Here is a 23,767-nt window from a genome sequence, read left to right as displayed (position 1 = left end):
GCTAGATCTGCATCTTGGTAATGTCGAGATAGGCCGACACGATCTTGTCTCGGAGTGCGATGGCGGTCTGCAGCGACTGTTCGGCCGAAAGCATGGCATCGACCACTTCACGCGTATTCGCCTTACCCTGAATGCCTTCGAAGGAGGCCACTTCCGCCTTCTTCAGATTGTTCATCGCATCCACCGAGATATTGCCGAGAACGCTGGCGAAGCTTGCGCCCGTCTGCTGGGCGGGCGTCGTCTGCTCGCTGCCGAAAACGCTTTCCGTCAGTGAGGAAATGCCGCTTGCGCCGCGGGTGAGCGAAAGGGAACTGACTTGCTTGATACCGTCGATCATTGCGATGCCTTCAGAAGGTCGATTGTGGAGGCGACGAGGTCGCGTGTCTGGCGGATGACCTGAAGATTGGCGTCGTAGCTGCGGTTTGCTTCGCGCATGTCCGCCATTTCGATCAGGATATTGACGTTCGGCATCTTCACCATGCCGTTGCTGTCGGCGGCCGGGTTGCCGGGATCGTACTCGTTGACGAAATCGCCACGGTCGACGCCGAGCTTCTTCACCGTTACGCGCTCCACGCCGCTGACACGGTCGAGCTCGGAACCGAAAGTGATGGTCTTGCGGCGATAGGGGTCGGCGCCGGGGGTGTCGCCGGTCGATCTGGCGTTGGCGATGTTTTCGGAGACGATGCGCAGTCGTGTGGACTGCACTTCTAGGCCGCTGCCGGCAATCTTGCTCGCCGCACTCAAGGGATCCATGGCTTACCTCTTAACCGTCATCAGCATCATGCGATGGAAGGATTTGACGAGATTGGCGTTCAGCTCGTACTGCCGCTTGATCTCGCCGGTCTTGGTCATTTCTTCCGCAAGCGCGACCGAATTGCCCGATTCCTGCATGCCGATCTCGTTATTGACCGGGTTGTCGCGCACCGCGATATTGTCGCTGAGGGTGCTCTCGCCGAAGTGGGCAGGGTTGGTCCTCGCCATGCCGACCTGCTGGCTGGTGGCCTGCATGACCGCTTCGAAAGGGCTGACATCCTTGGCGCGGAACTTGGGTGTGTTGGCGTTGGCGATGTTGGTCGCCACGACTTCCTGCCGCACGCTCAGCCATTCCGCTTGGCGGGATGCCAGATCGAACAGTTGAATCGGTTGCATAGACTTCTCCATCTCGTATGGCCCGAACCTACGGGGCTAATCTTGCGTCAGACTTGCGGGGAGGGGAGAAGGCGCGGAACGGCGCAAGACGCGGATATGGATGCGGCCTGCCCAAAACAAAAAAGGCGCGCCGGCAGATGCGGCGCGCCTTTTGAACCAGAGAGAAATCTTTTATTTTTCAGGGCGATAGGTTTTCCCGGAAGACGTCTCTATCAGCCATTCGCCGTTGCGCTGCTCGATCTTCGTCAGCAACGCATTGTCCGGCAGGGTCGAACCGACCCTCACCATATACATGCCCGAACCGTCCTCGATCAGGGCGCGCCCGTTGGAAACATGCAGCAGGCGGAAGGAGGTCTGGCCGGGGAACGGCTGATCCTCGATCCCGGCTGCCAGATTGTTCTGTTTTTCCTTGCCGCCTGCGTTCACGGTCGCCGTCGTCAGCATGTCGGGCAGCTCCGCCGGCGGCGGGGTGTCTTCCTTGTTGCGGTTGGTCATGGCCATCGGCGAAACGCTGAAGACTTCCCGTGGGCCGGTATGGGGCAGATCGCGGGTGCGGTCGCCGCCCGCCACCTTCATGCCGAATTTTTCTTCGTTGAAAAACACGTACCAGGGGAAAAAGGCTGCTGCTGCGGCAAGCCCGATGCCCGTCCATGCAAGAATACGGTCAGGCGTAAAGAAAACGGGCCTGGGAAGCACGTCTTCATCGTGGCTAGTGTCGTTCCGCTTCTTGTTCACGGGTCAGCCTCTCATTCTCGGGTTTACCTGGGGCTGGCCATTCTGTGCTCCCCCGCGCAATGCGGTCGCCAGATCGGCATAGGCATCCTGCGCCGCCGGTTCGCTCGGCAGCTGTTTCAACGTTTCATAGATGATCGGGACCTGCTTCACCGCCATGTCGAGATCAGGATCGGTGCCGGGCCGATAACCGCCGATGAGGCGAAGATCGCGCGTTTCCTCGAAGCGATGCACCAGCGCCTTGAGGCGCGACACCAGCTTTTCCTGATCCGGTGTCCAGGCCTTCTTGGCGAGACGCGAGATCGAGGCGAGCGGGTTGATCGGCGGGTAACGGCCTTCTTCGGCAAGGCTGCGGTCGAGCACGATATGGCCATCGAGAATACCGCGCGTCGAATCGGCAATCGGGTCGTTGTGATTGTCGCCATCCACTAGAATGGAGACGATGGCGGTGATGGTGCCGGTGCCTTCCGCGCCCGGTCCCGCCCGCTCCAGAAGGCGCGGCAGTTCGGTGAAGACCGAGGCCGGATAGCCGCGCGCCACCGGAGGCTCTCCCGAAGCGACCGCCACTTCGCGGATCGCATGGGCAAAGCGCGTCACGCTGTCGATGATGAGAAGGACATTGTCGCCCTGATCGCGAAAATGTTCGGCGATGGTGACGGCAGAAAGCGGGGCCATCTTGCGCAGCATCGGGCTCTCATCGCTCGTCGCGACGACGGCGATGGACTTGCTCATATTCTCGCCCATCGTGTCTTCGATGAATTCGCGCACTTCACGGCCACGTTCGCCGACAAGCGCAATCACCACCTTGTCGAAGGCGTCCGCCTTGGCGAGCATCGACAGCAGCGTGGATTTGCCCACACCGGAACCGGCAAAAATGCCGAGGCGCTGGCCGAGGCAAAGCGGCGAGAAGATATCGATTGCCCGCACACCGGTCTTGAAAGGCGTCTCCACCCTTTTGCGCGTCATCGAGGGCGGCGCATTGTTGGAAATCGAACGGCGCTCGATGCCGGAGGCCAGCGGCCCCTGGCCGTCGATAGGTTCGCCGAGCGCATTGATGGTACGCCCGCACCAGCTGTCGTCGGGCGAGACGCGGAAGGCGCCCTTGCGGATGACGGTATCGTGTATGCCGATCGGCTCGCCGGGCTCGATGGGGCAGACATAGCAGATGTCCGGTTCCACGCGCACGACTTCGCCGAGATGAATGCCGGTCGCGCTGCGATGGGCGACGAATTCTCCAAGCCGCACATGCCGTGACAGGCCGGAAACCGTATAGTGCCCGGCGGCGATGGTGCGGACATGACCGCCATGCGCCACCGAAAACTCCGGATCGGCATAATGCCCGGCAAGGCTGGCCAGTTGTGCGAGCTTCGGTGAAATGGCGTCAGCCGAGAGCATGGATTCCGGCATTGTCATTACTCAGTTCCTCAACGCGCGCCGCCAAGCGTCTTGATGCCTTCGCCGAAGGTCGATTCGGTATCGCGCATCAGCGAGGAGATGCTTTCAAAGGCGCGGTTGACCTGGATGAGCTGGGTCATCTGGGAAATGCCGTTGACGTTCGACTGTTCGAGATAACCCTGAACGACGCCGACTTCATGATTGTTGACCACCGGAACCGGCTGGGCCACCGGCTTCACGCCGCTATTGGGATGACGCAGGAACCCTTGCGAGAAATCCGCCTGGAAGATGCCGAGGGTGGCGACGATGTTTTCGTTCTGCCGGATGGCGCCATCGAGACCGACGGTGATCGGGCCGCCATTCGGATTGAGTTGTATCGGACCGCCGCCGGCATCGAGAACGGGATAACCGTTCGAGGAGATGAGCGCGCCGTCCGGACGCATGGTGAAGCGGCCGTCGCGGGTCAGAATCTGGCCATCGGGCGTATCCAGCGAAAACCAGGCGTCGCCCTTGATAGCGAAATCGAAGGAGTTGCCGGTCTGTTCGAAAGCGCCCTGGCGGGTGGAGAGATAGTCGTTGCCCTGCGAAACGAAGGCCACCCGGGCATTCATGTCATTGTGGTTCTTGGCGACCATTTCGTCGAATTTCACTTCGGAGCCGCGGAAGCCGACCGTGTTCACATTCGCCATATTGTCGGAAATGGTGGTGAGACGGCGCTCCAGCGCGATCTGCGAGGACAGGGCGACGTATAGTCCGGATTGCATATCATTTGCCTCCGAGTTTCAGGGAGTTGATGGAGATCAGCAGGTCCGGGGAAATGCCGTAGCCGCTGGAGGAGCCGAAAACGGCGAGAGGGTCATAGGTCGTCGAGGGGTTTTGCATTTCCCACATGATGGTGAAACGCTCGAGCAGCTTGCCGACCTTTTCGGGATCCTGCAGATCCTTGATATCGATGGTTTTTTCGATGAGCGCCGCCTGTTTGTCGACATCGGCTGCGGCAAACTCGTCGGGAAGGTTGTAGGCCGTGCGAAACACCTGGGCGAGCGCATCGTCCGCCAGAAAGTCGAGGCCGGATGTGATGGTTGACGCTTTGCGTTCGAAATAAAGGGCGAGCCGGACGCCGTTATTGTCGTCGCCCGCTTCCTGTTCCAGCGTCTGGCGGGTGTATTTGCCGATGACGCCCGATTTGGCGGCGTCGGTGGAGGTTGCCGCGGCCCCCAGGCCGGCAAAATCCAGCGACTTCGCAAAATCCGAATAACGGCTGTCGGAAAGCTTGTTGGCGAAGGCGTCCTTGTCCGAGGTGCCTTCCGTCAGCACCTTGCGGATGAAGGCTTTCGCATAGGCCATGTCCTCGAGCCCGTGGGCTTTCAGCGTGTAATTGTAAAGGCGCGTATCGGCCATGAAGTCGTCGATGGATTTCACATCGCCGATCTTCGCGCGATAATATTCGGTCTCGCGCGCCACGTCGGGCTGCTCCGACACCCGCTCAAGCGATTTGCCGATATCCTGACTGATCAGTCTGTAGCTGGTGTAGGTGGAAGTCACTGAACCGCCGCTCTCGTTTGATCCCGATCTCAAGGCGCACGTCCGCCTTTGCCGGCATAGTGCCGTGGCTTGCTTGTGCGAAACTGGCTGGAGGCGGCAGCGCGGGAGAGGCTTTGCGGACAGGTTCACGCAAGCCACATTTTTTAGAGATGGCGGCATGGAACACTGTTCGGGCGTGGTCGATCAATGAATATTGTAATTGGACTTATAATCACCTTCGGCTGCATCATCGGCGGCTATATGGCGATGGGCGGTCATCTGGACGTGCTGATTCAGCCGTTCGAATTGATGATCATCGGCGGCGCCGGTCTCGGCGGCTTCATCATGGCGAACCCCATGAAGGTCGTGAAGGACTCGGGCAAGGCGCTCGGAGAGGCCTTCAAGCATTCGGTCCCGAAGGAGCGAAACTATCTCGACGTGCTCGGCGTGCTTTATTCGCTGATGCGCGATCTGCGCACGAAATCGCGCAACGAGATCGAGGCCCATATCGACAATCCGGAAGAATCCTCGATCTTCCAGAGCGCGCCCTCGGTTCTGAAGAACAAGGAACTGACCTCGTTCATCTGTGACTACGTCCGCCTCATCATCATCGGCAACGCCCGCAGCCACGAAATCGAGGCGCTGATGGATGAGGAAATCGAGACCATCCTGAACGACAAGCTGAAGCCCTATCATGCGATCACCACCATGGGCGATTCCTTCCCTGCCATCGGTATCGTCGCGGCGGTTCTCGGCGTCATCAAGGCCATGGGCAAGATCAACGAATCGCCTGAAGTGCTGGGCGGCCTGATCGGCGCCGCACTCGTCGGCACCATGCTCGGCATCATCCTGTCATATTCGATCTGCAACCCGCTGGCGTCGCAGGTCAAAATCGTCCGCACCAAGCAGCACCGCCTCTACATCATCGTCAAGCAGACGCTGATCGCCTACATGAACGGCTCGGTGCCGCAGGTCGCACTCGAATACGGCCGCAAGACCATCTCCAACTACGAGCGGCCGTCGATTGACGCCGTCGAGCAGGAGATGATGAACCCCGGCGGCGAAAACAAGGCGGCATGACGATGGCAAAAGCTGCAGCGCAACAAGCACCCGCCATCGACACCGCCCTGCTTGCAAAATTGACGGGAGGGTTGTCAGACCGCAAGACGATCGCCAAGATCGGCTCCGATATCGGCCATCTCTACAGCGAATTCCTGCCTGATATCTTCCACAGCGAGACCGGCATCGCGATCGACGTCGAATATGTCGGTTCCGAATCGGGACTGATGACCGACCTCATCGCCAATGTCGGGCGCAATGTCGCGGTTGCCGATTGTTCCCTGCGCAACTGGTGCCCCAATTTCATGATGACGGTCGGCAACGGCTTCGTCATCGCGCTCATGGAGCGCATGCTGGGCGCGTCGCCGGACATGATCGGCGAACCGGACGAGCGCAGCCTGTCCCATATCGAGCTCGACCTCGCGGCCATGGTTCTCGGCCGCATCGCGGGTGTCCTGCGCTCCGGTGTCAACGCACCGGGCGGTTTTGAGGCGGCCATCGATCCGCCGTTCAATTCCAACGGTAAAAGCGCCTTCGACGAGATGATCGCCGGCCTTTACGGTGTGACCATCCGCCTGAAGATCGATATCGGCAAGGTATCGTCGGAATTCTCGCTGATCGTGCCGCAGCGACCCCTGCTCAAGACCTCCATCGTTGCCCCCAAGGCTTCAGCCCAGGCGCTGAAGAAGCAGGAGGAATGGATGGAGATGATTTCAGAGCAGGTGAAGCGATCGCAGGTCACGCTCGAGGCGCGCATCAAGCTCGAAACGCTGACGCTGCGGACGATCTCGAAGCTGGTGGCCGGCGACGTCATTCCGTTCCAGTCTCTGAAGCAGGACGATATCGGCGTCGAGGTCAGCGCCAACGGTTCCAAGCTCTATAATTGCGAATTCGGCAAGTCCGGCGACCGCTACATGGTTCGGGTGAAGAACAATGTCAGCACGGACGACGAGATCTTACGACATTTGATGGGTTAAAATCCTGCCCGGCCTTCGGGGATTTGGGCAGGCTGACGCAAGTTTCAAAGGGAATAATCAGCGCATGGCTACGAAGAAAACACCTGTGACCGATGATGCGGCGCTGCCGTCGTTTGAAGACGGCGGCGACCTCGACCAGGCTATCGGCGATCTGCGTGGCGTCCTCAAGACGGATGCGGAAGGTTCGCTCTCCGATTTCGGCGACTTCGGCGATTTCGGAAGTACGGACGAGGTTTCGACGGATACCGATCTTTCCGCTTTCGGTGGCGGAACGGCCGATTTCGGGATGGATGATTTTGCCGCCGCCCCGCAGGTTGCGGGCGTGAAGGCGCCGCTTGGCAGCGGATTGTCCGAAAACATGGAAATGATCATGGACATCCCGATCGATGTCCAGATCGTTCTCGGCACCAGCAGAATGCTCGTTTCGGGGCTGATGAGCCTTGAAGAAGGAGCGACGATCGCACTCGACCGCAAGATCGGCGAGCCGGTCGAAATCATGGTGAATGGCCGCCGTATTGCGCGCGGTGAAATAACGGTTCTGGAAGACGACGATACGCGCTTCGGCGTAAAATTGATTGAAGTACTGAGTACGCGAAAAGCCTGATCCCTGTGGGGACGGAGAGGAAAGACCATGATGGACTTCGAGGATTTCGGTAACCCCCTGGCAGGGAAGCCGTTGTCTCAGGCCGACAAGGCGGCCGCGGTGCTTCTTGCCATGGGCAAGGGCGTCGCCGGCAAGCTGCTCAAATTTTTCACGCAGCACGAATTGCAGATGATCATTTCCTCGGCCCAGACCCTGCGCGTCATTCCTCCCGATGAACTTGCCCAGATCGTAGCCGAGTTCGAGGACCTGTTCACCGAAGGAACGGGTCTGATGGACAATGCCAAGGCAATCGAGAGCATTCTCGAAGAAGGCCTCACCCCTGAAGAGGTGGACAGCCTTCTTGGCCGCCGCGCCGCCTTCCAGGCCTATGAAGCATCGATCTGGGACCGCCTGCAGGAAGCCGAGCCGGAATTCGTCGGCAAGTTCCTGCTGCGCGAACATCCGCAGACCATCGCTTATATTCTTTCCATGCTGCCCTCGTCCTTCGGTGCGAAGGTTCTCCTGACCATTCCGGAAGAGCAGCGCGCTGATATCATGAACCGCACCGTCAACATGAAGGAAGTCAGCCCCACGGCTGCCCAGATCATCGAGAAGCGTGTGGTCAACCTCATCAACGAAATCGAAGCCGAGCGCAATGCCGGCGGTTCCACGAAGGTTGCCGATCTGATGAACGAACTGGACAAGCCGCAGGTCGATACGCTGCTCAGCTCGCTCGAGACGCTCAGCAAGGAAGCCGCAAACAAGGTCAAGCCGAAGATCTTCCTCTTCGACGACCTCATGTTCATGCCGCAGCGCAGCCGCGTCCTGCTGCTCAACGATGTTTCGGCCGATGTTCTGACGATGGCGCTGCGCGGCGCCACGATGGAAATCAAGGAATGCGTGCTCTCCAGCATCAGCCCGCGCCAGCGCCGCATGATCGAATCGGATCTTGCGGTGCCGCAGGCCTCGATCAACACCCGCGAAGTGGCGATTGCACGCCGCGCCGTCGCGCAGGAAGCGATCCGGCTCGCCAATTCCGGCCAGATCCAGCTGAAGGAAGCCTCCGCGGAGGAACAACCGGCCGCGGCTTAAGCGGAAGCCGGTTGATAACCCGCCCTTACGGCGGAAGCGGCCATTGCGATGGCCGGTCACGGACGCTAGTTTCGGGAATGACGGCCTGCCGGGATCGGCGGGCCTTTTTTTGATCCCGGGGACGTGCCTTGGCAGACGATCAGGACAAGGACAGTAAAACAGAAGCCCCGACGGAGAAAAAACTCCGCGATGCGGCGGAAAAGGGCAATCTTCCCTTTTCCCGCGAAGTGCCGATCTTTGCCTCGTCGCTTGCCTTTTATTGTTACCTGGTCTTCTTCCTGCCCGATGGCGCCGGTCGTCTTGGCGTCACATTGAAGGACCTGTTCGGCCAGCCGGAACAGTGGGACCTCAGCACCCGACCGGATGCCCTGTCGCTATTGTATTTTCTCGGCACCTCGATGGCCTATCTGCTCATGCCGGCGATGATCATGTTCATTGTCTTCGGGCTTGCCTCGTCGTTTTTCCAGAACCTGCCGTCGCCGGTGCTTGAGCGGGTGCGTCCGCAATGGTCGCGCGTCTCGCCGGCGAAGGGCTTCACGCGCATCTACAGCAAGCAGGGTTTCGTTGAATTCGGCAAATCCGTATTCAAGATCATGATCGTCTCGGTCATCATGTTCCTTGCTTTGCGTGGCGATTTTTACAGCCTCATCGATCTGATGTTCTCCGATCCGCAGGTGATTTTCGTCCGCGTCGTCGAGATCGTCAAAAAGATGATGGTCGTGATTCTGCTTTCGACCGCGCTGCTTGCCGCCGTCGACGTTTTGTGGACGCGCCACCACTGGTTCAGCCAGCTGAAAATGACGAAGCATGAGGTGAAGGAAGAATACAAGCAGTCGCAGGGCGACCCCGTGGTCAAATCCCGCCAGCGCTCCATCGCCCGCGACCGTGCCCGCCGCCGCATGATCAACAATGTGCCGCGCGCCACACTTGTCATCGCCAACCCCACACACTTTGCGGTGGCGCTGCGTTATGTTCGCGAAGAAGGCGACGCACCTGTTGTCGTCGCCAAGGGTCAGGACCTTATCGCATTGAAAATCCGCGAGATTGCGGAAGAAAACAATATCCCCGTTTTTGAAGACCCGCCGCTTGCACGCTCCATGTTTGCGCAAGTCTCGGTAGATAGTGTGATTCCACCAGTCTTTTACAAGGCTGTGGCTGAGCTCGTTCACCGGGTTTACGCCATGAAGTCATCGAAAATACGGGTTCAATAAAACCAATGAAAAAATCCGCCTATTCCGAACAGCGGGAAATGATCGTCGCAGAGGCGATCAACCCGATCGCCACCGAACTTCGATTGTTAGACCCGGCCGACCTGATTTCGCTGCTCCGATTCGAGTGCTACGGCAGTATCGCCGACCTCGTTTCATCGGCTGCGGAGCTTTATTATCATCCCGGTACGATCAATTTCGGCGCCGGCGGCGAATATAAGCTCGAATGGGAAGGCGCGCCGGAGATCGTCCTCGATCTCGAACTGAAGCCGAAGGGCGCCACGGTCTATGCGCGATTGACGCTCGCCAACGAACATGCGGCGATCGAGATCAATCACGTCTCGTTTCAGAACCCTTCCGAAAATCCGGACGAGAACACCGAGTTTCTTCGTCAAAGCCTGACGGCTGCCCGATTCGTGCCCACCCGTCAGGGCGAAGCGGCTTAACCGGATCACCCGCTCCCTATTTCCGTCATGTCCGTTGCGCGCGCCGAAATCGCGGGCGCAACGGCCTCGTTCCGGTGCGTTTTAACCCGAGCTTGCCTGAAGCCTGCCGGTTTATGCGAAACCCGGCTGCGAAAGCGAGGAACGCCTTGCAAATCAGTCTCGTTGTTTGTTACCTATCGCATTAACGATTTGTTAACGAACGGCAGGTCGCGGTGGTCGGTTCAGGCCATTGCCGATGCGCATGATGCCCCTGCTCGTTGTCGGCACAGCGCCGGATTTTTTCTTAAATTTTGAGTTGGGTGGACCCCATGACCAGCATTTTGACCAATGCGGCGGCAATGGCCGCGCTGCAAACCCTGCGGATGATCGACAAGAATCTGGAAACGACGCAGGCGCGCGTGTCCTCCGGCTATCGTGTCGAGACTGCGGCGGACAATGCCGCCTACTGGTCCATTGCGACGACGATGCGCTCCGACAATAATGCGCTTTCGGCCGTGCAGGATGCTTTGGGTCTGGGCGCCGCCAAGGTCGACACCGCCTATGATGCGCTTGAAAGCACGATCGAGGTCGTCAAGCAGATCAAGGCCAAGCTCGTCGCCGCCTATGGCGTGGGCGCCGACCGCAGCAAGATTCAGGATGAAATCAAGCAGCTTCAGGAACAGCTGAAAAGCATCTCCGAATCGGCCTCCTTCTCGGGTGAAAACTGGCTGCAGGCCAGTATCAGCAACGGTGGCACGCCGCCGGTTGAAGAATCGATCACCAAAAAGGTCGTCGCATCCTTCACCCGCACTGGCTCGGGCAATGTCGGGGTCACCACCGTTGACTATACGCTCGACGGCAGCACCGTGCTTTTCGACCTCAGTGGCGGAAAGCTCGGTATTCTCGACAAAAACGCCGTTTTCGTCAGCAAGACGGAATATGAAGTCACCCAGACGTCGACGACCGCCGGCACGGCGACGGAGGCGGGTTTTGTCGTACCGAAGCTCACCGACGCAGAAATCGGCGCGCTGAATGCCGCGACGACGGATACGAATACGGATCCGAATGTCTATAGCGACGGCACCGCCAATTATCTCCGCCTTGCCGAAAATGTATGGGTCAAGGTGACGGGGACGGATCCGTCGAGCGGCGGCACCACCGTTTCTCCCGCCTATCGCGACACCAGCAGCAACGACTGGTTTTACGATACCAGCAGCGGAGCGGCTTCCGCCGATCGTTCCCTCGGCTTTTCCGTCTCCACCCTCGATCTCGGCAATCTCGATATCGTTGCCGCGGCCATGGGCGGTTTTGCCGGCGGCGGCACGACCTATACCGACGCAGACGCCATCGACATGATGATGTCCTTCGTCGACGGGCAGCTTGAGGCGATGACCAGCACGGCTTCCAGCCTGGGTTCGCTGCAGAGCCGCATCAGCATGCAGGACAACTTCGTTTCCAGCCTGATGGATGTGATCGACAAGGGCATCGGCCGTCTCGTCGATGCCGACATGAACGAGGAATCGACCAGGCTGAAAGCGCTGCAGACGCAGCAGCAGCTCGGCATCCAGGCGCTCTCCATCGCCAACGCCAATGCGGAAAATATCCTCCAGCTCTTCAAGTAACGGGTCTGGCCGGCGTGGGCGCGCGGGGATGAATGGGCGCAGGCTTCCTGATCGAGCCCGCCTTCATCCTCGCACAAGTTTGAACACCTAACGTCGGGTCAATATGGGGCGGATCGCATGGCGTGATCCGGCCGGGAAACGTGGAAGAGACGGGCAGGGTAGCAAGGATGACGGTGGTGCCGCCAAACGGCTTAGAGCATTTCCAGGAAAAGTGGACCCCGGTTTTCCGTCCGGAAATGCGGCGAGGCTTTTGCGATTCGCGCGGGCAACGAAACATGTCTGGCCCCTTTCTCCTGTTTTGCCGGGGGCAGGCATGAGCGCGTCCATTGCACGGTTTCTCAAGGACTTCGGTGAAGCGCAACCGCAACCGGCGGCGCAGGCCTTCGGCGACCCGTTGGCCGACACAGATTTCCTGTCCGGTTTTGCCGATGGCGCTTCCGGTTTCGACGAATTTGCTCCCGTCGATGTGGAGAGCGAGAAACAGGCGGCCTATGACCGCGGCCGCGAAGATGCTACCCGCGAGATCACAGAGAAGATGCAGGCGGAGCGGGAAGAGCTGATCGCTGCCCATGCGGCCGAGCTGGAGGCCCTGCGTTCGGGGCACCTCGAAGAAATCGCGGCCTCCCTGTCCCATGGTCTGCGCGAGGGCATTGATGCGATTGCGGCCAATCTCAGCGAACAGACCGCCAATATCCTTGCTCCGCTCCTGACGGAAAAGCTGTCGCTCAAGGCGGTCTCGGCGCTGGCGGATGTGGTGCGTAGCGCCATGCCGGATGGCGAAGGGATCACGCTTGTCGTGAAAGGCCCGAAAGATTTGTTCGAGCGGCTGAAGACCCAGCCGGGCTTTGAAGAAGAAACGATGAAATTTACCGAGACCACCGATATCGATCTTTCCGTCGAGTTGGGTGAAAGCGTGTTCGTGACGCGCATGTCCGCCTGGGCGTCCAGTCTTCGCAAGGTGATGAAATGAGTGAAGGCGAAAATCACCACCACGGTAAAAACGAGATCATCATCGTCAAGCGCCACAAGGGCGGTCATGACGGCGCCCATGGCGGTGCGTGGAAAATCGCCTATGCCGACTTCATGACGGCGATGATGGCGTTCTTCCTCGTCATGTGGCTGGTCAATGCCGCCAATGAGGAAACCAAGGCCTCGGTCGCCAGCTATTTCAATCCGATCAAGCTGTCCGATGAGAAACCCTCGTCCAAGGGGCTGGAAAAGCCGGTGGACAAGGAAGAGGGCGTCCAGAAGAAGGACCAGTCCAACATCCAGGCGGAAAAGGTCACCAAAGGTTCCGCCGCGGCGACGGGCGAAGACCTGACCTCGCAGACCGGTGAGCAGTCGAACTTTTCCGAGGCGGACTTTTTCGAAAATCCCTATTCCGTGCTGGCGGAAATCGCCCAGCAGGTGGGCCAGCAGGCCAATGTCAGCGCCAAGGGCGAGGGCGGTGCCGCCGATTCCGGCCCGGCGACGGGCGCAAGCGGCGGTGAAGCCTATCGCGATCCGTTCGATCCCGATTTCTGGACCCAGCAGGTGAAAATCACCCGGGCCGATCAGCCGCAGAAACCGGTTGAACAGCAGCAAGTTGCCGAGAGCAAGCAGGAGGATGCGGCCGAAAACGCTCAGGCGGTCGCGCTCAAGGCGTCCGAGACCCCGGCCGACAAGGCGGAAGACGGCAAACCGATGGAAGTCGCCGCCGTTGTGCCGCAGCAGCGTCCGGATGCCGCCGAGCAGGCTGCGCTCGCGCAGCCAAAGCCGGATGAGCCGCGCCAGGCAAGCGATGCAGAGCAAAAGGCCAGCGACGCCGACTGGGAAAAGGCCGACACGCTGCGCGAGGAGATCGAGAAGCAGATATCCGGCATTACCGGCAAGCTTTCCGAAGGTCTGGTGGTGACGCCGGCCGAAGGCGGATTGCTGCTCACCATTTCCGACCAGACGGAAACGCCGATGTTCAACATCGGATCGGCCGTTCCCCGGCGTGAAATGGTTCTGGCCATGGAAAAAATCGGCAAACTGCTTCAGGAGCGCGGTGGCAGCGTGGTGATACGCGGCCATACTGACGGACGGCAGTTCAAGGGCGAGGCCAATGACAACTGGCGGCTTTCCATGGATCGCGCTCACAGCGCCTATTACATGCTGGTGCGCGGCGGCCTGTCGGAAGAGCGGGTAAAGCAGGTCTCGGGTTTTGCGGACCGCAGATTGCAGGTGCCGGCGGACCCTCTGGCGGACGCCAACCGCCGCATCGAAATTCTGCTTGAGGCCGATCGGGGGTGAGTGTGACGAAAACCTCGAAACGCTGGCTTCTTCTTGCGGCGACGCTTTGCGGTCTCGGCTCCGAGCCGGGCAGGGCGTTTTCGCAGTCGCAAGACAATCTCATGCCCTATGCCATGCTGCGCTCCCTGCAATTCGTGCAGGATTCGGTCGCCATGGGCGACCATTCCGCTTCGGAAATGCAGCGATTTCTACTCCAGACCATCGACGAGAGGCTGAAGAGCGCGCCTTCGGCGATCTTCAAGGATCCGCGCAATGTCGATGCGGCGCTTATCTATGCGATGAGCGGCGGCAATCCGGCTACGCTGGAATTGCTGGTCGCGCGTGATGTGGATGGCAATTTCGACAGCCGCGTTGCCGATATCCTGCGTAAATACCTCTCCGGCAAGGGAACGCTGGTCGCGCAGAGTATTGCGGCCATGGTGCCTGAATATCGCGGCAAGCGGATTGGCGCTTATCTGGCGCTGATCGGCGGTAATGTGACGATCCCGCGCGATCCACTGGCGGCGCTTGGTTTTTACGATATCGCCCGGCTCGAAGCGCCGGGCACGATCGTCGAGGAGGCGGCATTGCGCCGTTCGCTCGCCATCGCGGTCGAGGATGGCGATGCGGCACGCGGCGTCGATTATGCGCAGCGTTATGCGCGCCGGTTCCTGCATTCGCCCTATGCCAGCCAGTTCGCTGACCTTCTGGTCTCGCTGGTGGTTAAGCGCGCCGATTCCATTGGCGAGGAGGCGATACAGGAAACCTTCGCCATGATGGATACCGAGCGGCAGAAGGAAGCCTATCTTCGGCTTTCCCGCCTCGCGGCGATCAGCGGCAAGGATTCGCTGGCGCGCATGGCGGCTTTGAAGGCAAAGGCGCTGTCTCCTGCGCTGCCGGGTGAGCCGGAAGTACAGGCAAATCTCTATGAAAGCCTTTCCAACATCGGCACGCCCGATGTGGTGAGCGCAATCGAGACAATAGGGCAGATTCCAGAAGCGCAGCTTTCGGATCGGGACAGGGCCTTGCGGGAGGCGGCAAGGGCGATTGCCGAGCAGGTGGTTCGTCCTCCTTCCCCGCAGTCCGGTGTCGAGACCGACACTGCGGTCACGAAGGACACCGGGCGGAATGCGCCCGAAAACGAAGCGAACGCTGCCGATGCAAGGAGCATATGGCGGGTCGAAACCCAGAAGGCTGACGACGAGGGCGATAACGTGCGGCAACTCGTGACGAGCGGTCGCAGCAAGCTCGATGAAATCGACAGCCTGTTGAAGAAAGGCGAGGGGGCACCATGATCGACGCAACCATCAACGCGATAGTGAATGCGCCGCCATCCGATCCGCGCGCCGGCAGCGCCAATGCCAGGGACGACGCCAAGGGCGGCAGTTTCGGCGATGCCCTTTCCACGGTTCGGGACGAGCGCCCGCCGCAGGCGCTGCATTCGCGGCATCAGCAGGACGAGAACCCGGCTGAAGAACAGCAGGCGCAGCCCGATGGCGAGGCGGAAAAGATGGATGTCCCGGTCAAGCGGCCCGCAACATTTCTCAATGTGATCGTCAATGAGCATGCCGGCGAAGGTCGTGCCCAGGAGACGGTGGCCGAGTTTCAGAGCGCCGTGAAAACGGCCCGCACAACGCCGGAAAACGGCAAGCCCGGCAAGAAGCTCAAGGACGACGCCGACAAGGACGCCGAGGTGACGGACGATACGATCGATCCGAAGCTGGCGGAACTGCAGCTGGTGACGGCCAATGCCGCCGATATGGCGACGGCCAAGACACCGCTTGAGGAAATTGCCCAGGCGATTGCCGGCAAGGCCGACACGGTGAAATCAGAACGCGCTGAGCCTGTCCGTGGCAAGGTCGAGCATTCGGTCAAGGACATGCCGACAGGGATCGCACCAGCCGGTAACGAGGCGGGTTCTGCTTCGGAAAACGAGGGCGATGCCTCGGCATTCCGTTTTTCGTCTCCGCGCTCAGGCGCGGCCCGGGCTCTGGATATGAGCACCGTTCAGCGTGAAGGCCGTGTCGAGTTCGATGCACGCGAAAGCACCGGCAAGGCGGCCGACACCATAACGGTTCTCGATTCGCGGCGGTTCATCGGCCTGGCGCCCTCGACCAACGCTTCGGCCCTGACCGGCCTGATCGTTAATGATCCGGAATGGGTGAGCGCCATGCAGCCCGGTTCGTCGCTCTCCAATGCGGCGGCCCAGAGCAGCACCGGCAAGGTCGTCCATACGCTGAAGCTGCACATGACGCCGATCGAGCTTGGATCGGTGACAATGTCGCTGCGTCTTGCCGGTGACGAGCTTGCCGTCCACATGACGGTGGAGAGTGTTGCAGCCTATAAAAAGCTCCAGGAAGACAGCAAGAGCATCCTCGATGGCCTCAAGGCGCAGGGTCTGACGGTCGATAACATCACCATCAGCATCGCTTCTTCCGACAAGAGTGACCAAACGGGCACACAAGGCAACAATCAGCAAAATCAGCAGGCGCAGCAGCAGGGTCAGCAGGCCGCCGCCGGGCGCAACCGTGACGAGTCCGGAGCACGGGGCGACCGGCAAGGCAATGGCGATAATTTGGGGGTGCATAATGAAGGCATGGATGGCGCTCTTGGCTCTGCCCGCTCTTCTGCTGACAATGGCGTCTACCTCTGAGAACGCGTCCGCTTCGGCAACGTCAGGTGTCTGTGAAAGAGAGATCCAGTCGGCGGCACGCAAATATGGCGTGCCGGAGGGAATTCTCTATTCGGTGGGGCTGACCGAAACGGGCCGCAAGGGGCGTCTCGACCCCAACGCCATGAATATCGAAGGAAAACCGGTATTTGCCTCCTCCACGGAGGAGGCTTTGACCACTTTTGAGGCGGCGAAGCGCAGCGGCGCCAAGCTGATCGACCTCGGATGCATGCAGATAAATCATTATTTCCATGGCGAAAATTTCGCATCCGCGCGGGAAATGTTCGATCCGCGCCGCAATGTGGAATATGCCGCCATGTTTCTGCGCAACCTTCACAACAGGCATGAAACCTGGACCATGGCGGTCGCGCGCTATCATGCCGGCCCCAACAATGACCCGGCGCAGAAGAAATATGTCTGCCGTGTCATCGCCAATCTGGTGGCGACGGGCTACGGGAAATGGACCGCCAACGCGAAAAATTTCTGCGACGGTTGACAACCTGAAATTGCTTTCAGGCGCCGTAGGACTCGTATTTCGAAATGTGGCGATAGATTGATCGAAAAAAGGCATTTCAAGCGGTTTTTTCGGAATTTTGAAATTTCTACACAAAAATTTTGTGCCATATATGGTTAATACCCACTATATATAGATCAAATCGGCACAAAATGGTTAATCAATTATTAATATCTATCGATGATTTCCTACAGTTGTCCCTGAATCGCCCGATTCGTACCAATGCCACATTGGAAAACACCACACTGATTCGGAGGCGGACGAATGATCGTAGTGGTTGATGAGCGCGAGCTCGTTAAAGACGGCTATACATCTCTATTTGGGCGTGAGGGCATTCCCTCGACCGGGTTCGATCCGGTCGAATTCGGGGAGTGGGTCTCGACGGCGGCGGAAAGCGATCTTGCGGCTGTGGAAGCCTTCCTGATCGGCCAGGGCGACCGGAGCTTTTCTTTGCCGAAGGCGATCAGGGATCGCACGACGGCCCCGGTGATCGCGGTCAGCGACCAGCCCTCGCTGGAATCGACGCTGGCGCTTTTCGACAGCGGCGTCGACGACGTCGTGCGCAAGCCGGTGCACCCCCGTGAAATTCTTGCACGTGCGGCGGCGATCCGTCGCCGATTGCAGGTCATCTCGAATTTCACCGATGCTGGACCGATCCGGGTTTTCTCCGATGGCCGCGACCCGGAAGTGGGTGGTGAAGTGTTCCCCTTGCCGCGCCGTGAGCGCCGCATCCTCGAATATTTGATCGCCAATCGCGGACGCCGCGTTTCCAAGGCGCAGATTTTCAATGCCATCTACGGCATCTTCGATGACGACGTCGAAGAAAACGTCGTTGAAAGCCACATCAGCAAGCTGCGCAAGAAGCTGCGCAAGAAGCTTGGCTACGATCCGGTCGATTCCAAACGTTTCCTCGGCTACAGCATTGATTGGCAATGATTTTCATTGACCCGCGTGGTCTTTTTCAAACGCGGTATTTCCGACAGCTTCACGCAAGCCAAACGCTTTACCTTCTCCCTGAAAGATGACCACGAGGGTTTTTGAATGAGTATTTTCGGCACTATGCGAACCGGTGTGTCCGGCATGAATGCACAGGCGAACAAGCTGGGGACCGTGGGCGACAACATCGCCAACGCAAGCACCACCGGCTACAAGCGCGCATCGACGTCGTTCTCCTCGCTCGTTCTGCCCTCCTCGTCGGGCAGCTATGCGTCCGGCGGCGTGCAGTCCAACGTTCGCTACAGCATTTCGGAGCAGGGCAACCTCTCCTACACCACCTCCAGCACCGACCTTGCCATTCAGGGCAACGGCTTCTTCGTGGTTCAGGACGGTGCAGGCACGCCCTACCTCACCCGCGCTGGTTCTTTCGTGAAGAACTCGGAAGGGTATCTGGAAAACGCGGCTGGCTTCCAGCTGATGGGTTATCCCTACGGTTCCAACCCGCCGGCGGCTGTCGTCAACGGCTTCACGGGTCTTGAAGCCATCAACGTCAATAATTTCGGCCTGACGGCATCGCCCTCCACGCAGGGCAGCTTCCCGGCCAATCTTAACCGTGACGATACGGCTGTGGCGGCGGCATCGCTTCCAAGCACCAACTCCGCAACTGCGACGTTCGGTAACAAGACCTCGCTTACGGCATTCGATAGCGGTGGCGCTAAGGTGCTTTACGATTTCTACTATACCAAGACCGGCGACAATACCTGGGAAGTAGCGGTTTATCGTCAGGATCAGTCGACGAATGGCGGTTTCCCCTATACGGCTACGCCAGCATCGGACCTTGTTCAGGAAAGTGTCACGCTGACATTCGATCCTGCGACCAACAAGCTCACCACCACTTCGGACAATTCGATTACGATCAATGATCAGGTCAGCGGCGTGGCGCAGGCGATCAACATCGACCTGTCTGAAATGACGCAGTTCTCGACCAAGTTTACGCCTGGCACTGCAGTTCTGGACGGCAATGGCCCGAGCCAGATCAAGGATGTGGAAATCGGCAAGGATGGCGTGGTAACGGCGGTCTATCAGGATGGCGGTCGCCGCAACATTTACCAGCTGGCGCTGGCCACGGTGCCGAGCGTCGACAATCTCAGCCCGCAGAACGGTAACGTCTATCTGCCGAGCAACGAGTCGGGTGTCGTCACCATCGGCTTCCCGCAGTCGGGCAGCTTCGGTTACATCCAGAAGGGCGCGCTGGAAGGCTCGAACGTCGATATCGCCAGCGAACTCACCGACATGATTGAATCCCAGCGTATCTACACAGCGAATTCGAAAGTCTTCCAGACTGGATCGGATTTGATGGACGTCCTGATCAATCTGAAGAGATAATACTTCTCACGAGGACAGATGAATGTCGCTCACGTCAGCAATGAATACTGCGCAGTCGATTTTCAATAATACAGGTAAGCAGACGGACGTTACCTCCAAGAACATTGCCAATGTCGGCAATGCTAACTACGTCAAGCGAACCGCCATTCTCGGCACGACCATGGCTGGAGCGAGTATCGTCTCCAACGGCCGTGCCCAGAATGAAAGTCTTCTCAGGCAGACGATTTCCAGCTCTTCCCTTGCTTCCGGCCAGAGCACGGTTCTGACCGGTCTTGAGGAAATGAAGAGCATTTTCGGCGGCAACGATTATGAGAGTTCGCCGGCCACCTATATGAAGGAACTGCTGAAGAGCCTGGACGCTTACGCCGCCAAGCCGAGCGATGCCGCTCTGGCCGCAACGGCCGTCACCTCGGCTACCGATGTCGCCAGTTCCCTGAACAAGGCCTCGAGTGAATTGCAGGCGATGCGTCTGCGCGCCGACAAGGAAATCGCCCTTCAGGTCGACAAGCTGAACGGGCTGCTTGCGAAGTTCGAGGAAGCCAATAACGAGGTCAAGGCGCAGACGGCGATCGGCGGCGATCCAAGCGACGCTCTCGATCAGCGCGAGACGCTTCTGAAGGATATTTCCTCCATCATCGGCATCAATGTCGTCAATCGCCCCAACAACGATGTGGCGCTTTATACGACGGATGGCGCGACGCTGTTCGAAATCGTGCCGCGCAGCGTCACCTTCAAGACGCAGCCGGGTTTTGATGCGACGACCACGGGCAACGCAATCTATGTCGATGGCGTAGCGCTGAAGGCAGGAAGCGGCAGCAACACGACGTCTGAGGGCTCGCTTCAGGGCCTGATGCAGGTTCGTGACGATCTGGCGCCGACAATGCAGAGCCAGCTCGACGAAATCGCCCGCGGCCTCATCACCATGTTTGCGGAAAAGCCGGCCGACGCGACCAGCGGCCTGCCGGATATGCCGGGTCTCTTCACCTACGGCTCGCCGGCGGCGACGACCATTCCGGCAGACGGGATTGTCTCTCCCGGGCTCGCAGCCAGCATTACCGTCAACCCGGCGTTAATTATTTCCAAAGGTGGCAATCCGGAATTGTTGCGTGACGGCGGTATCAACGGTACCGATTACGTGATCAATACCGCAGCGTCGGGGGGAACCGGTTTCTCCGAGCTGATCCGCAGCTATGTTACTGCTTTCGACGCGCCCATGAATTTTGCCGCGTCGACACGTATCGATACGAATACCAGCATCCTGAAATACGGCACCAACTCGATGGGGTGGCTCGAACAGGAACGTTCCGGCGCGACTTCTGCCAACGAAGCGAAAAGCGCGCTTTATGAGCGCTCCGCGACGTCCTATTCGAACAATACGGCGGTCAGCCTGGACGAGGAACTGTCGCTGCTCATGGATATCGAGCAATCCTACAAGGCCGCGACCAAACTGGTGACGACCGTTGACGAAATGCTCAAGTCCCTGATGGACATGGTGAGGTAAACGATGAAAACGTCATTCATTTCATCGCTGGCGATGCAGAACAGCATGCGCAGCACCATCCTCAAGGCTCAGCTCGAGATGACCAATCTCAATACCGAGCTGACGACGGGCAAGCATGCCGATCTCGGCGTGACGCTGGGCGCCAACACCGCCCGCAGCCTCGATCTCAATCGCGATATCGACCGCATTACCTCGCTGGTCAGCGTCAATTCGATTGCAACGCAACGTCTCAAATCCTCGCAGACGGCGCTGGACGGCATGGCGCAGGCCGCACAGGAAATTCAGAAGGTTCTTGTCCCCAATACCAGCAGCGAAGCGCCGACGCTGACGACGGTCGCCAAAACCATCTCGAATGCCTTCAACAATTTCACCAGCTTCGCCAATACGGCGGTCAATGGCGAGTTTCTGTTCTCCGGCATCAATACGGATGTGAAGCCCGTCGATGACTATTTCGCTGAAGGGTCTACCCTGAAGGAAGCCTATGAGACCGAGCTGAACGCATTCATGGCGGCGCAGACGCCGGCGGTTGGCGATATCACCGGCCTGTCCAAGACCCAGGCCGAAGCCTTCATGACCCATATCGAAGGTGTGTTCAACGGCACCACGACGGTAACGAACCCGCCCCATAGCAGCCTGACGGCTGGCCAGAACTACGATTTCTGGACGACCTTCGGCTCCAAGGCGAGCGACACCAACATGACGAGCCGCATCAGCCAGAACGAGGTCGTGGAAACCTCCAGCAACAGCAATTCGCAGGGCATGCGTTATTTTGCACTGACGGCGATGACGGCGATGACCTTCCTCGACGAAAAGGTGGATAGCGGCGTTCGCGAAATGGTGGCGACCAAATCGGTGACCAATATCGGCACCGCCATCAGTGGCCTGAACCAGCAGCAAAGCCAGCTCGGCCTTTCCGAAAGCCGCGTTTCGAAGGCCAATGATTCGCTGGCAGCCCAGAAGAAGATCATCGAAACGCATCTGCTGGATATTGAGGGGATCGATACCTACGAGGCGAAGACCCGCCTCGATCTGCTGCAGCAGCAGATTGAAATCGCATACAGCCTCACGTCGCGTCTGCAAAAAATGAGTCTGGTGAACTACCTCTGATGAACAGGGGTGGCGGCAGATAAAGGATACATGAATGTACCAGTTTTCCTACGCCGAAATCATGGAGGATGGTGTCGCCAACGCGAAGGATCGCGAGCGGCAGGCGTTGACAAAATCGATCGACCTTCTGGTGGAGGCAAGGGATTCCTCTTCGCAGCGCCACACGATCGAAGCGCTTTTTTACACTCGACGGGTCTGGATCCGCTTCATTGAGGATCTCAAGCAACCCGACAACCAGCTTGCCATGGAGCTCAGGGCCAATCTGATTTCCATCGCGATCTGGATATTGAAAGAGTGCGAACTGATCCGGAAACGTCAGTCGACGAATTTCCAGGGCATAATTGACGTGACAACCATCATCAGGGATGGACTGAAATGAAAAGTACACTTCGGATTTCGCTGAAATCGGGCGAAAAGATTTTTATCAACGGCGCGGTTCTGCGTGTGGATCGCAAGGTGGCGCTCGAATTCCTGAACGATGTCACGTTCCTGCTTGAAAACCACGTTCTGCAGCCCGATCAGGCGACGACACCGCTCAGACAGCTTTATTTCATCGCGCAGATGATCCTCATCAACCCGGAAGGGCGCGAACAGTCCACCAACATGTTCCGCAAGTCGGTCAGCATGCTGCTGAACTGCTTCCAGCATGATGAGGTTCTGGCGGAACTCAAGCGGATCGACGGGCTGGTTGCCTCGGGCAAGGCTTTCGAAGCGCTGAAGGCCATTCGCGGTCTCTACCCGATCGAGGAAAAAATCCTCAACAATCAGGAAATGACCCCCGCAACGATCGAACAGATTCGCAAGGAGATCGCACCATGGCGGTAGATGCAGTCACTTCGGCAGCGTCAAATCCCTGGGCCAATGCCGGGGCGAGCAGCTCCGACAGCAGCGCGGCGTCGCTGAACTACGACAGCTTCCTGAAGCTCCTCATCGCCCAGATGAAGAACCAGGATCCGACCAGCCCGATGGATGCCGGTGAGCAGATGTCGCAGCTCGCAAGCTTCTCGCAGGTCGAGCAGACCATCAAGACCAACACCCATCTGAAGAGCATGCTTCAGGCGGAAGCCCTGACGCGCGCCTCCGATCTGGTCGGCAAGACCGTCAAGAGCGCCGACGACACCGTCACCGGCGTGGTGAAGGAAGTCGAGGTCTATTCGGACGGCGTTGTCGCCATCACCGAAGCTGGTGACAAGGTGCTGCTGCAGGCCGGCGTGACCTTCTCCAACGGCCCGATTACGAGTACATCTGATAGCGGAACCGATTCGGATAGCGCGACCGGTTCCTGACATTGAAGAGGCGGCATGACGCCGCCTTTCCGGATTGAGGATGCGACGATGAACGAGGCCGATGCGCTTGACATCATGCAGGCGGCTGTCTGGACGGTTCTCGTCGCGGCCGGTCCCGCGGTTCTCGCCGCCATGATCGTCGGTGTCGTCATCGCCTTCATTCAGGCCCTGACCCAGGTTCAGGAAATGACGCTGACCTTCGTTCCCAAGATCGTCACGATCATGCTCGTGCTCGGCGTCGCCGCCCCCTTCGTGGGCGCGCAGATATCGCTCTTTTCCAATCTCGTCTTTTCCCGCATCCAGTCCGGCTTCTGACGCCGTCCGCTGCGGATGCCACCTTCGCGCAA

Annotated in this window: 27 protein-coding genes; 20 read left to right on the top strand and 7 right to left on the bottom strand. The window is 58.9% G+C overall.

The window, feature by feature from the left end; genetic code table 11:
• Position 1: 1 nt before the first annotated feature.
• The 7 genes from fliE to I3J13_RS03510 all read right to left on the bottom strand — a co-directional run bounded on the left by fliE (position 2) and on the right by I3J13_RS03510 (position 4,821).
• On the bottom strand, positions 2-337 hold the full coding sequence (fliE, locus tag I3J13_RS03540) for a flagellar hook-basal body complex protein FliE (protein WP_020811276.1): 336 nt from the start codon (positions 335-337) through the stop codon (positions 2-4).
• The gene (gene flgC, locus I3J13_RS03535; protein WP_004432501.1) at positions 334-753 is read right to left on the bottom strand and encodes a flagellar basal body rod protein FlgC; all 420 of its coding nucleotides are present in this window, start codon (positions 751-753) and stop codon (positions 334-336) included. The genes fliE and flgC overlap by 4 nt, the downstream gene beginning before the upstream one ends.
• A 3-nt stretch (positions 754-756) precedes the next feature.
• Complete coding sequence (gene flgB / locus I3J13_RS03530) at positions 757-1,149, bottom strand: flagellar basal body rod protein FlgB (RefSeq protein WP_004432502.1); 393 nt, start codon at positions 1,147-1,149, stop codon at positions 757-759.
• Positions 1,150-1,320: 171 nt separating this feature from the next.
• Entirely contained in the window at positions 1,321-1,845 is a 525-nt protein-coding gene (locus I3J13_RS03525; protein WP_233283552.1) for a hypothetical protein, read from the bottom strand.
• Between the two features lie 42 nt (positions 1,846-1,887).
• Positions 1,888-3,294 (bottom strand): flagellar protein export ATPase FliI, encoded by a 1,407-nt coding sequence (gene fliI / locus I3J13_RS03520; RefSeq protein ID WP_020811273.1) that lies wholly within the window; start codon positions 3,292-3,294, stop codon positions 1,888-1,890.
• An 11-nt stretch (positions 3,295-3,305) separates the two neighbouring features.
• Complete coding sequence (gene flgF, locus I3J13_RS03515) at positions 3,306-4,040, bottom strand: flagellar basal-body rod protein FlgF (protein ID WP_004432506.1); 735 nt, start codon at positions 4,038-4,040, stop codon at positions 3,306-3,308.
• A gap of 1 nt (position 4,041) precedes the next feature.
• Positions 4,042-4,821: a DUF1217 domain-containing protein gene (locus I3J13_RS03510; RefSeq protein ID WP_196378031.1), complete on the bottom strand. Its 780-nt coding sequence runs from the start codon at positions 4,819-4,821 to the stop codon at positions 4,042-4,044.
• Positions 4,822-5,007: 186 nt separating this feature from the next.
• On the opposite strand from I3J13_RS03510, the gene motA reads away from it, so the two are divergent.
• The 20 genes from motA to fliQ all read left to right on the top strand — a co-directional run bounded on the left by motA (position 5,008) and on the right by fliQ (position 23,735).
• Positions 5,008-5,880: a flagellar motor stator protein MotA gene (motA, locus tag I3J13_RS03505; RefSeq protein ID WP_004432509.1), complete on the top strand. Its 873-nt coding sequence runs from the start codon at positions 5,008-5,010 to the stop codon at positions 5,878-5,880.
• Complete coding sequence (locus tag I3J13_RS03500) at positions 5,877-6,836, top strand: FliM/FliN family flagellar motor switch protein (protein ID WP_035263931.1); 960 nt, start codon at positions 5,877-5,879, stop codon at positions 6,834-6,836. Before motA ends, I3J13_RS03500 begins: the two co-directional genes overlap by 4 nt.
• Positions 6,837-6,900: 64 nt before the next feature.
• Entirely contained in the window at positions 6,901-7,440 is a 540-nt protein-coding gene (gene fliN / locus I3J13_RS03495; RefSeq protein WP_035263929.1) for a flagellar motor switch protein FliN, read from the top strand.
• 27 nt (positions 7,441-7,467) lie between these two features.
• Positions 7,468-8,511 carry a flagellar motor switch protein FliG gene (gene fliG, locus I3J13_RS03490; protein WP_020811423.1) on the top strand — a complete coding sequence of 348 codons (1,044 nt, stop codon included), beginning with the start codon at positions 7,468-7,470 and terminating at the stop codon, positions 8,509-8,511.
• 128 nt (positions 8,512-8,639) lie between these two features.
• Positions 8,640-9,722, top strand: a complete 1,083-nt coding sequence (flhB, locus tag I3J13_RS03485) for a flagellar biosynthesis protein FlhB (RefSeq protein WP_004432517.1) — start codon at positions 8,640-8,642, stop codon at positions 9,720-9,722.
• 5 nt (positions 9,723-9,727) lie between these two features.
• Positions 9,728-10,165, top strand: a complete 438-nt coding sequence (locus I3J13_RS03480) for a hypothetical protein (RefSeq protein ID WP_004432518.1) — start codon at positions 9,728-9,730, stop codon at positions 10,163-10,165.
• 308 nt (positions 10,166-10,473) lie between these two features.
• Positions 10,474-11,766, top strand: coding sequence for a flagellin N-terminal helical domain-containing protein (locus I3J13_RS03475; RefSeq protein WP_196378030.1), 1,293 nt, complete (start codon positions 10,474-10,476; stop codon positions 11,764-11,766).
• Between the two features lie 313 nt (positions 11,767-12,079).
• Positions 12,080-12,736, top strand: a complete 657-nt coding sequence (locus I3J13_RS03470; protein WP_196378029.1) for a hypothetical protein — start codon at positions 12,080-12,082, stop codon at positions 12,734-12,736.
• Positions 12,733-14,040, top strand: coding sequence for a MotB family protein (locus I3J13_RS03465; RefSeq protein ID WP_174056186.1), 1,308 nt, complete (start codon positions 12,733-12,735; stop codon positions 14,038-14,040). The genes I3J13_RS03470 and I3J13_RS03465 overlap by 4 nt, the downstream gene beginning before the upstream one ends.
• Entirely contained in the window at positions 14,037-15,314 is a 1,278-nt protein-coding gene (gene motC / locus I3J13_RS03460; RefSeq protein ID WP_196378028.1) for a chemotaxis protein MotC, read from the top strand. Before I3J13_RS03465 ends, motC begins: the two co-directional genes overlap by 4 nt.
• Positions 15,311-16,672, top strand: coding sequence for a flagellar hook-length control protein FliK (gene fliK / locus I3J13_RS03455; protein ID WP_196378027.1), 1,362 nt, complete (start codon positions 15,311-15,313; stop codon positions 16,670-16,672). Before motC ends, fliK begins: the two co-directional genes overlap by 4 nt.
• Complete coding sequence (locus I3J13_RS03450; protein WP_196378026.1) at positions 16,620-17,186, top strand: lytic transglycosylase domain-containing protein; 567 nt, start codon at positions 16,620-16,622, stop codon at positions 17,184-17,186. Before fliK ends, I3J13_RS03450 begins: the two co-directional genes overlap by 53 nt.
• Before the next feature lie 282 nt (positions 17,187-17,468).
• A complete protein-coding gene (locus I3J13_RS03445) occupies positions 17,469-18,140 on the top strand; it encodes a response regulator transcription factor (RefSeq protein WP_004432529.1) in 672 nt (223 codons plus the stop codon).
• A gap of 105 nt (positions 18,141-18,245) precedes the next feature.
• Positions 18,246-19,526 carry a flagellar hook protein FlgE gene (locus tag I3J13_RS03440; RefSeq protein WP_080852683.1) on the top strand — a complete coding sequence of 427 codons (1,281 nt, stop codon included), beginning with the start codon at positions 18,246-18,248 and terminating at the stop codon, positions 19,524-19,526.
• A gap of 22 nt (positions 19,527-19,548) precedes the next feature.
• Positions 19,549-21,027 (top strand): flagellar hook-associated protein FlgK, encoded by a 1,479-nt coding sequence (gene flgK / locus I3J13_RS03435; protein ID WP_004432533.1) that lies wholly within the window; start codon positions 19,549-19,551, stop codon positions 21,025-21,027.
• Positions 21,028-21,030: 3 nt separating this feature from the next.
• Entirely contained in the window at positions 21,031-22,134 is a 1,104-nt protein-coding gene (locus tag I3J13_RS03430) for a flagellar hook-associated family protein (protein ID WP_004432535.1), read from the top strand.
• A gap of 34 nt (positions 22,135-22,168) precedes the next feature.
• Positions 22,169-22,513, top strand: a complete 345-nt coding sequence (flaF, locus tag I3J13_RS03425) for a flagellar biosynthesis regulator FlaF (protein WP_004432537.1) — start codon at positions 22,169-22,171, stop codon at positions 22,511-22,513.
• Positions 22,510-22,959 (top strand): flagellar biosynthesis repressor FlbT, encoded by a 450-nt coding sequence (gene flbT, locus I3J13_RS03420; RefSeq protein WP_004432543.1) that lies wholly within the window; start codon positions 22,510-22,512, stop codon positions 22,957-22,959. The genes flaF and flbT overlap by 4 nt, the downstream gene beginning before the upstream one ends.
• Positions 22,950-23,420 carry a flagellar hook assembly protein FlgD gene (flgD, locus tag I3J13_RS03415; RefSeq protein WP_020812913.1) on the top strand — a complete coding sequence of 157 codons (471 nt, stop codon included), beginning with the start codon at positions 22,950-22,952 and terminating at the stop codon, positions 23,418-23,420. The genes flbT and flgD overlap by 10 nt, the downstream gene beginning before the upstream one ends.
• Positions 23,421-23,468: 48 nt before the next feature.
• A complete protein-coding gene (fliQ, locus tag I3J13_RS03410; protein ID WP_003503352.1) occupies positions 23,469-23,735 on the top strand; it encodes a flagellar biosynthesis protein FliQ in 267 nt (88 codons plus the stop codon).
• The last annotated feature ends 32 nt before the right edge of the window (positions 23,736-23,767 follow it).

Source organism: Agrobacterium leguminum (genome assembly GCF_015704895.1).
GTDB classification, from domain to species: domain Bacteria; phylum Pseudomonadota; class Alphaproteobacteria; order Rhizobiales; family Rhizobiaceae; genus Agrobacterium; species Agrobacterium leguminum.
This window is presented reverse-complemented; position numbering and strand designations above follow the sequence as displayed.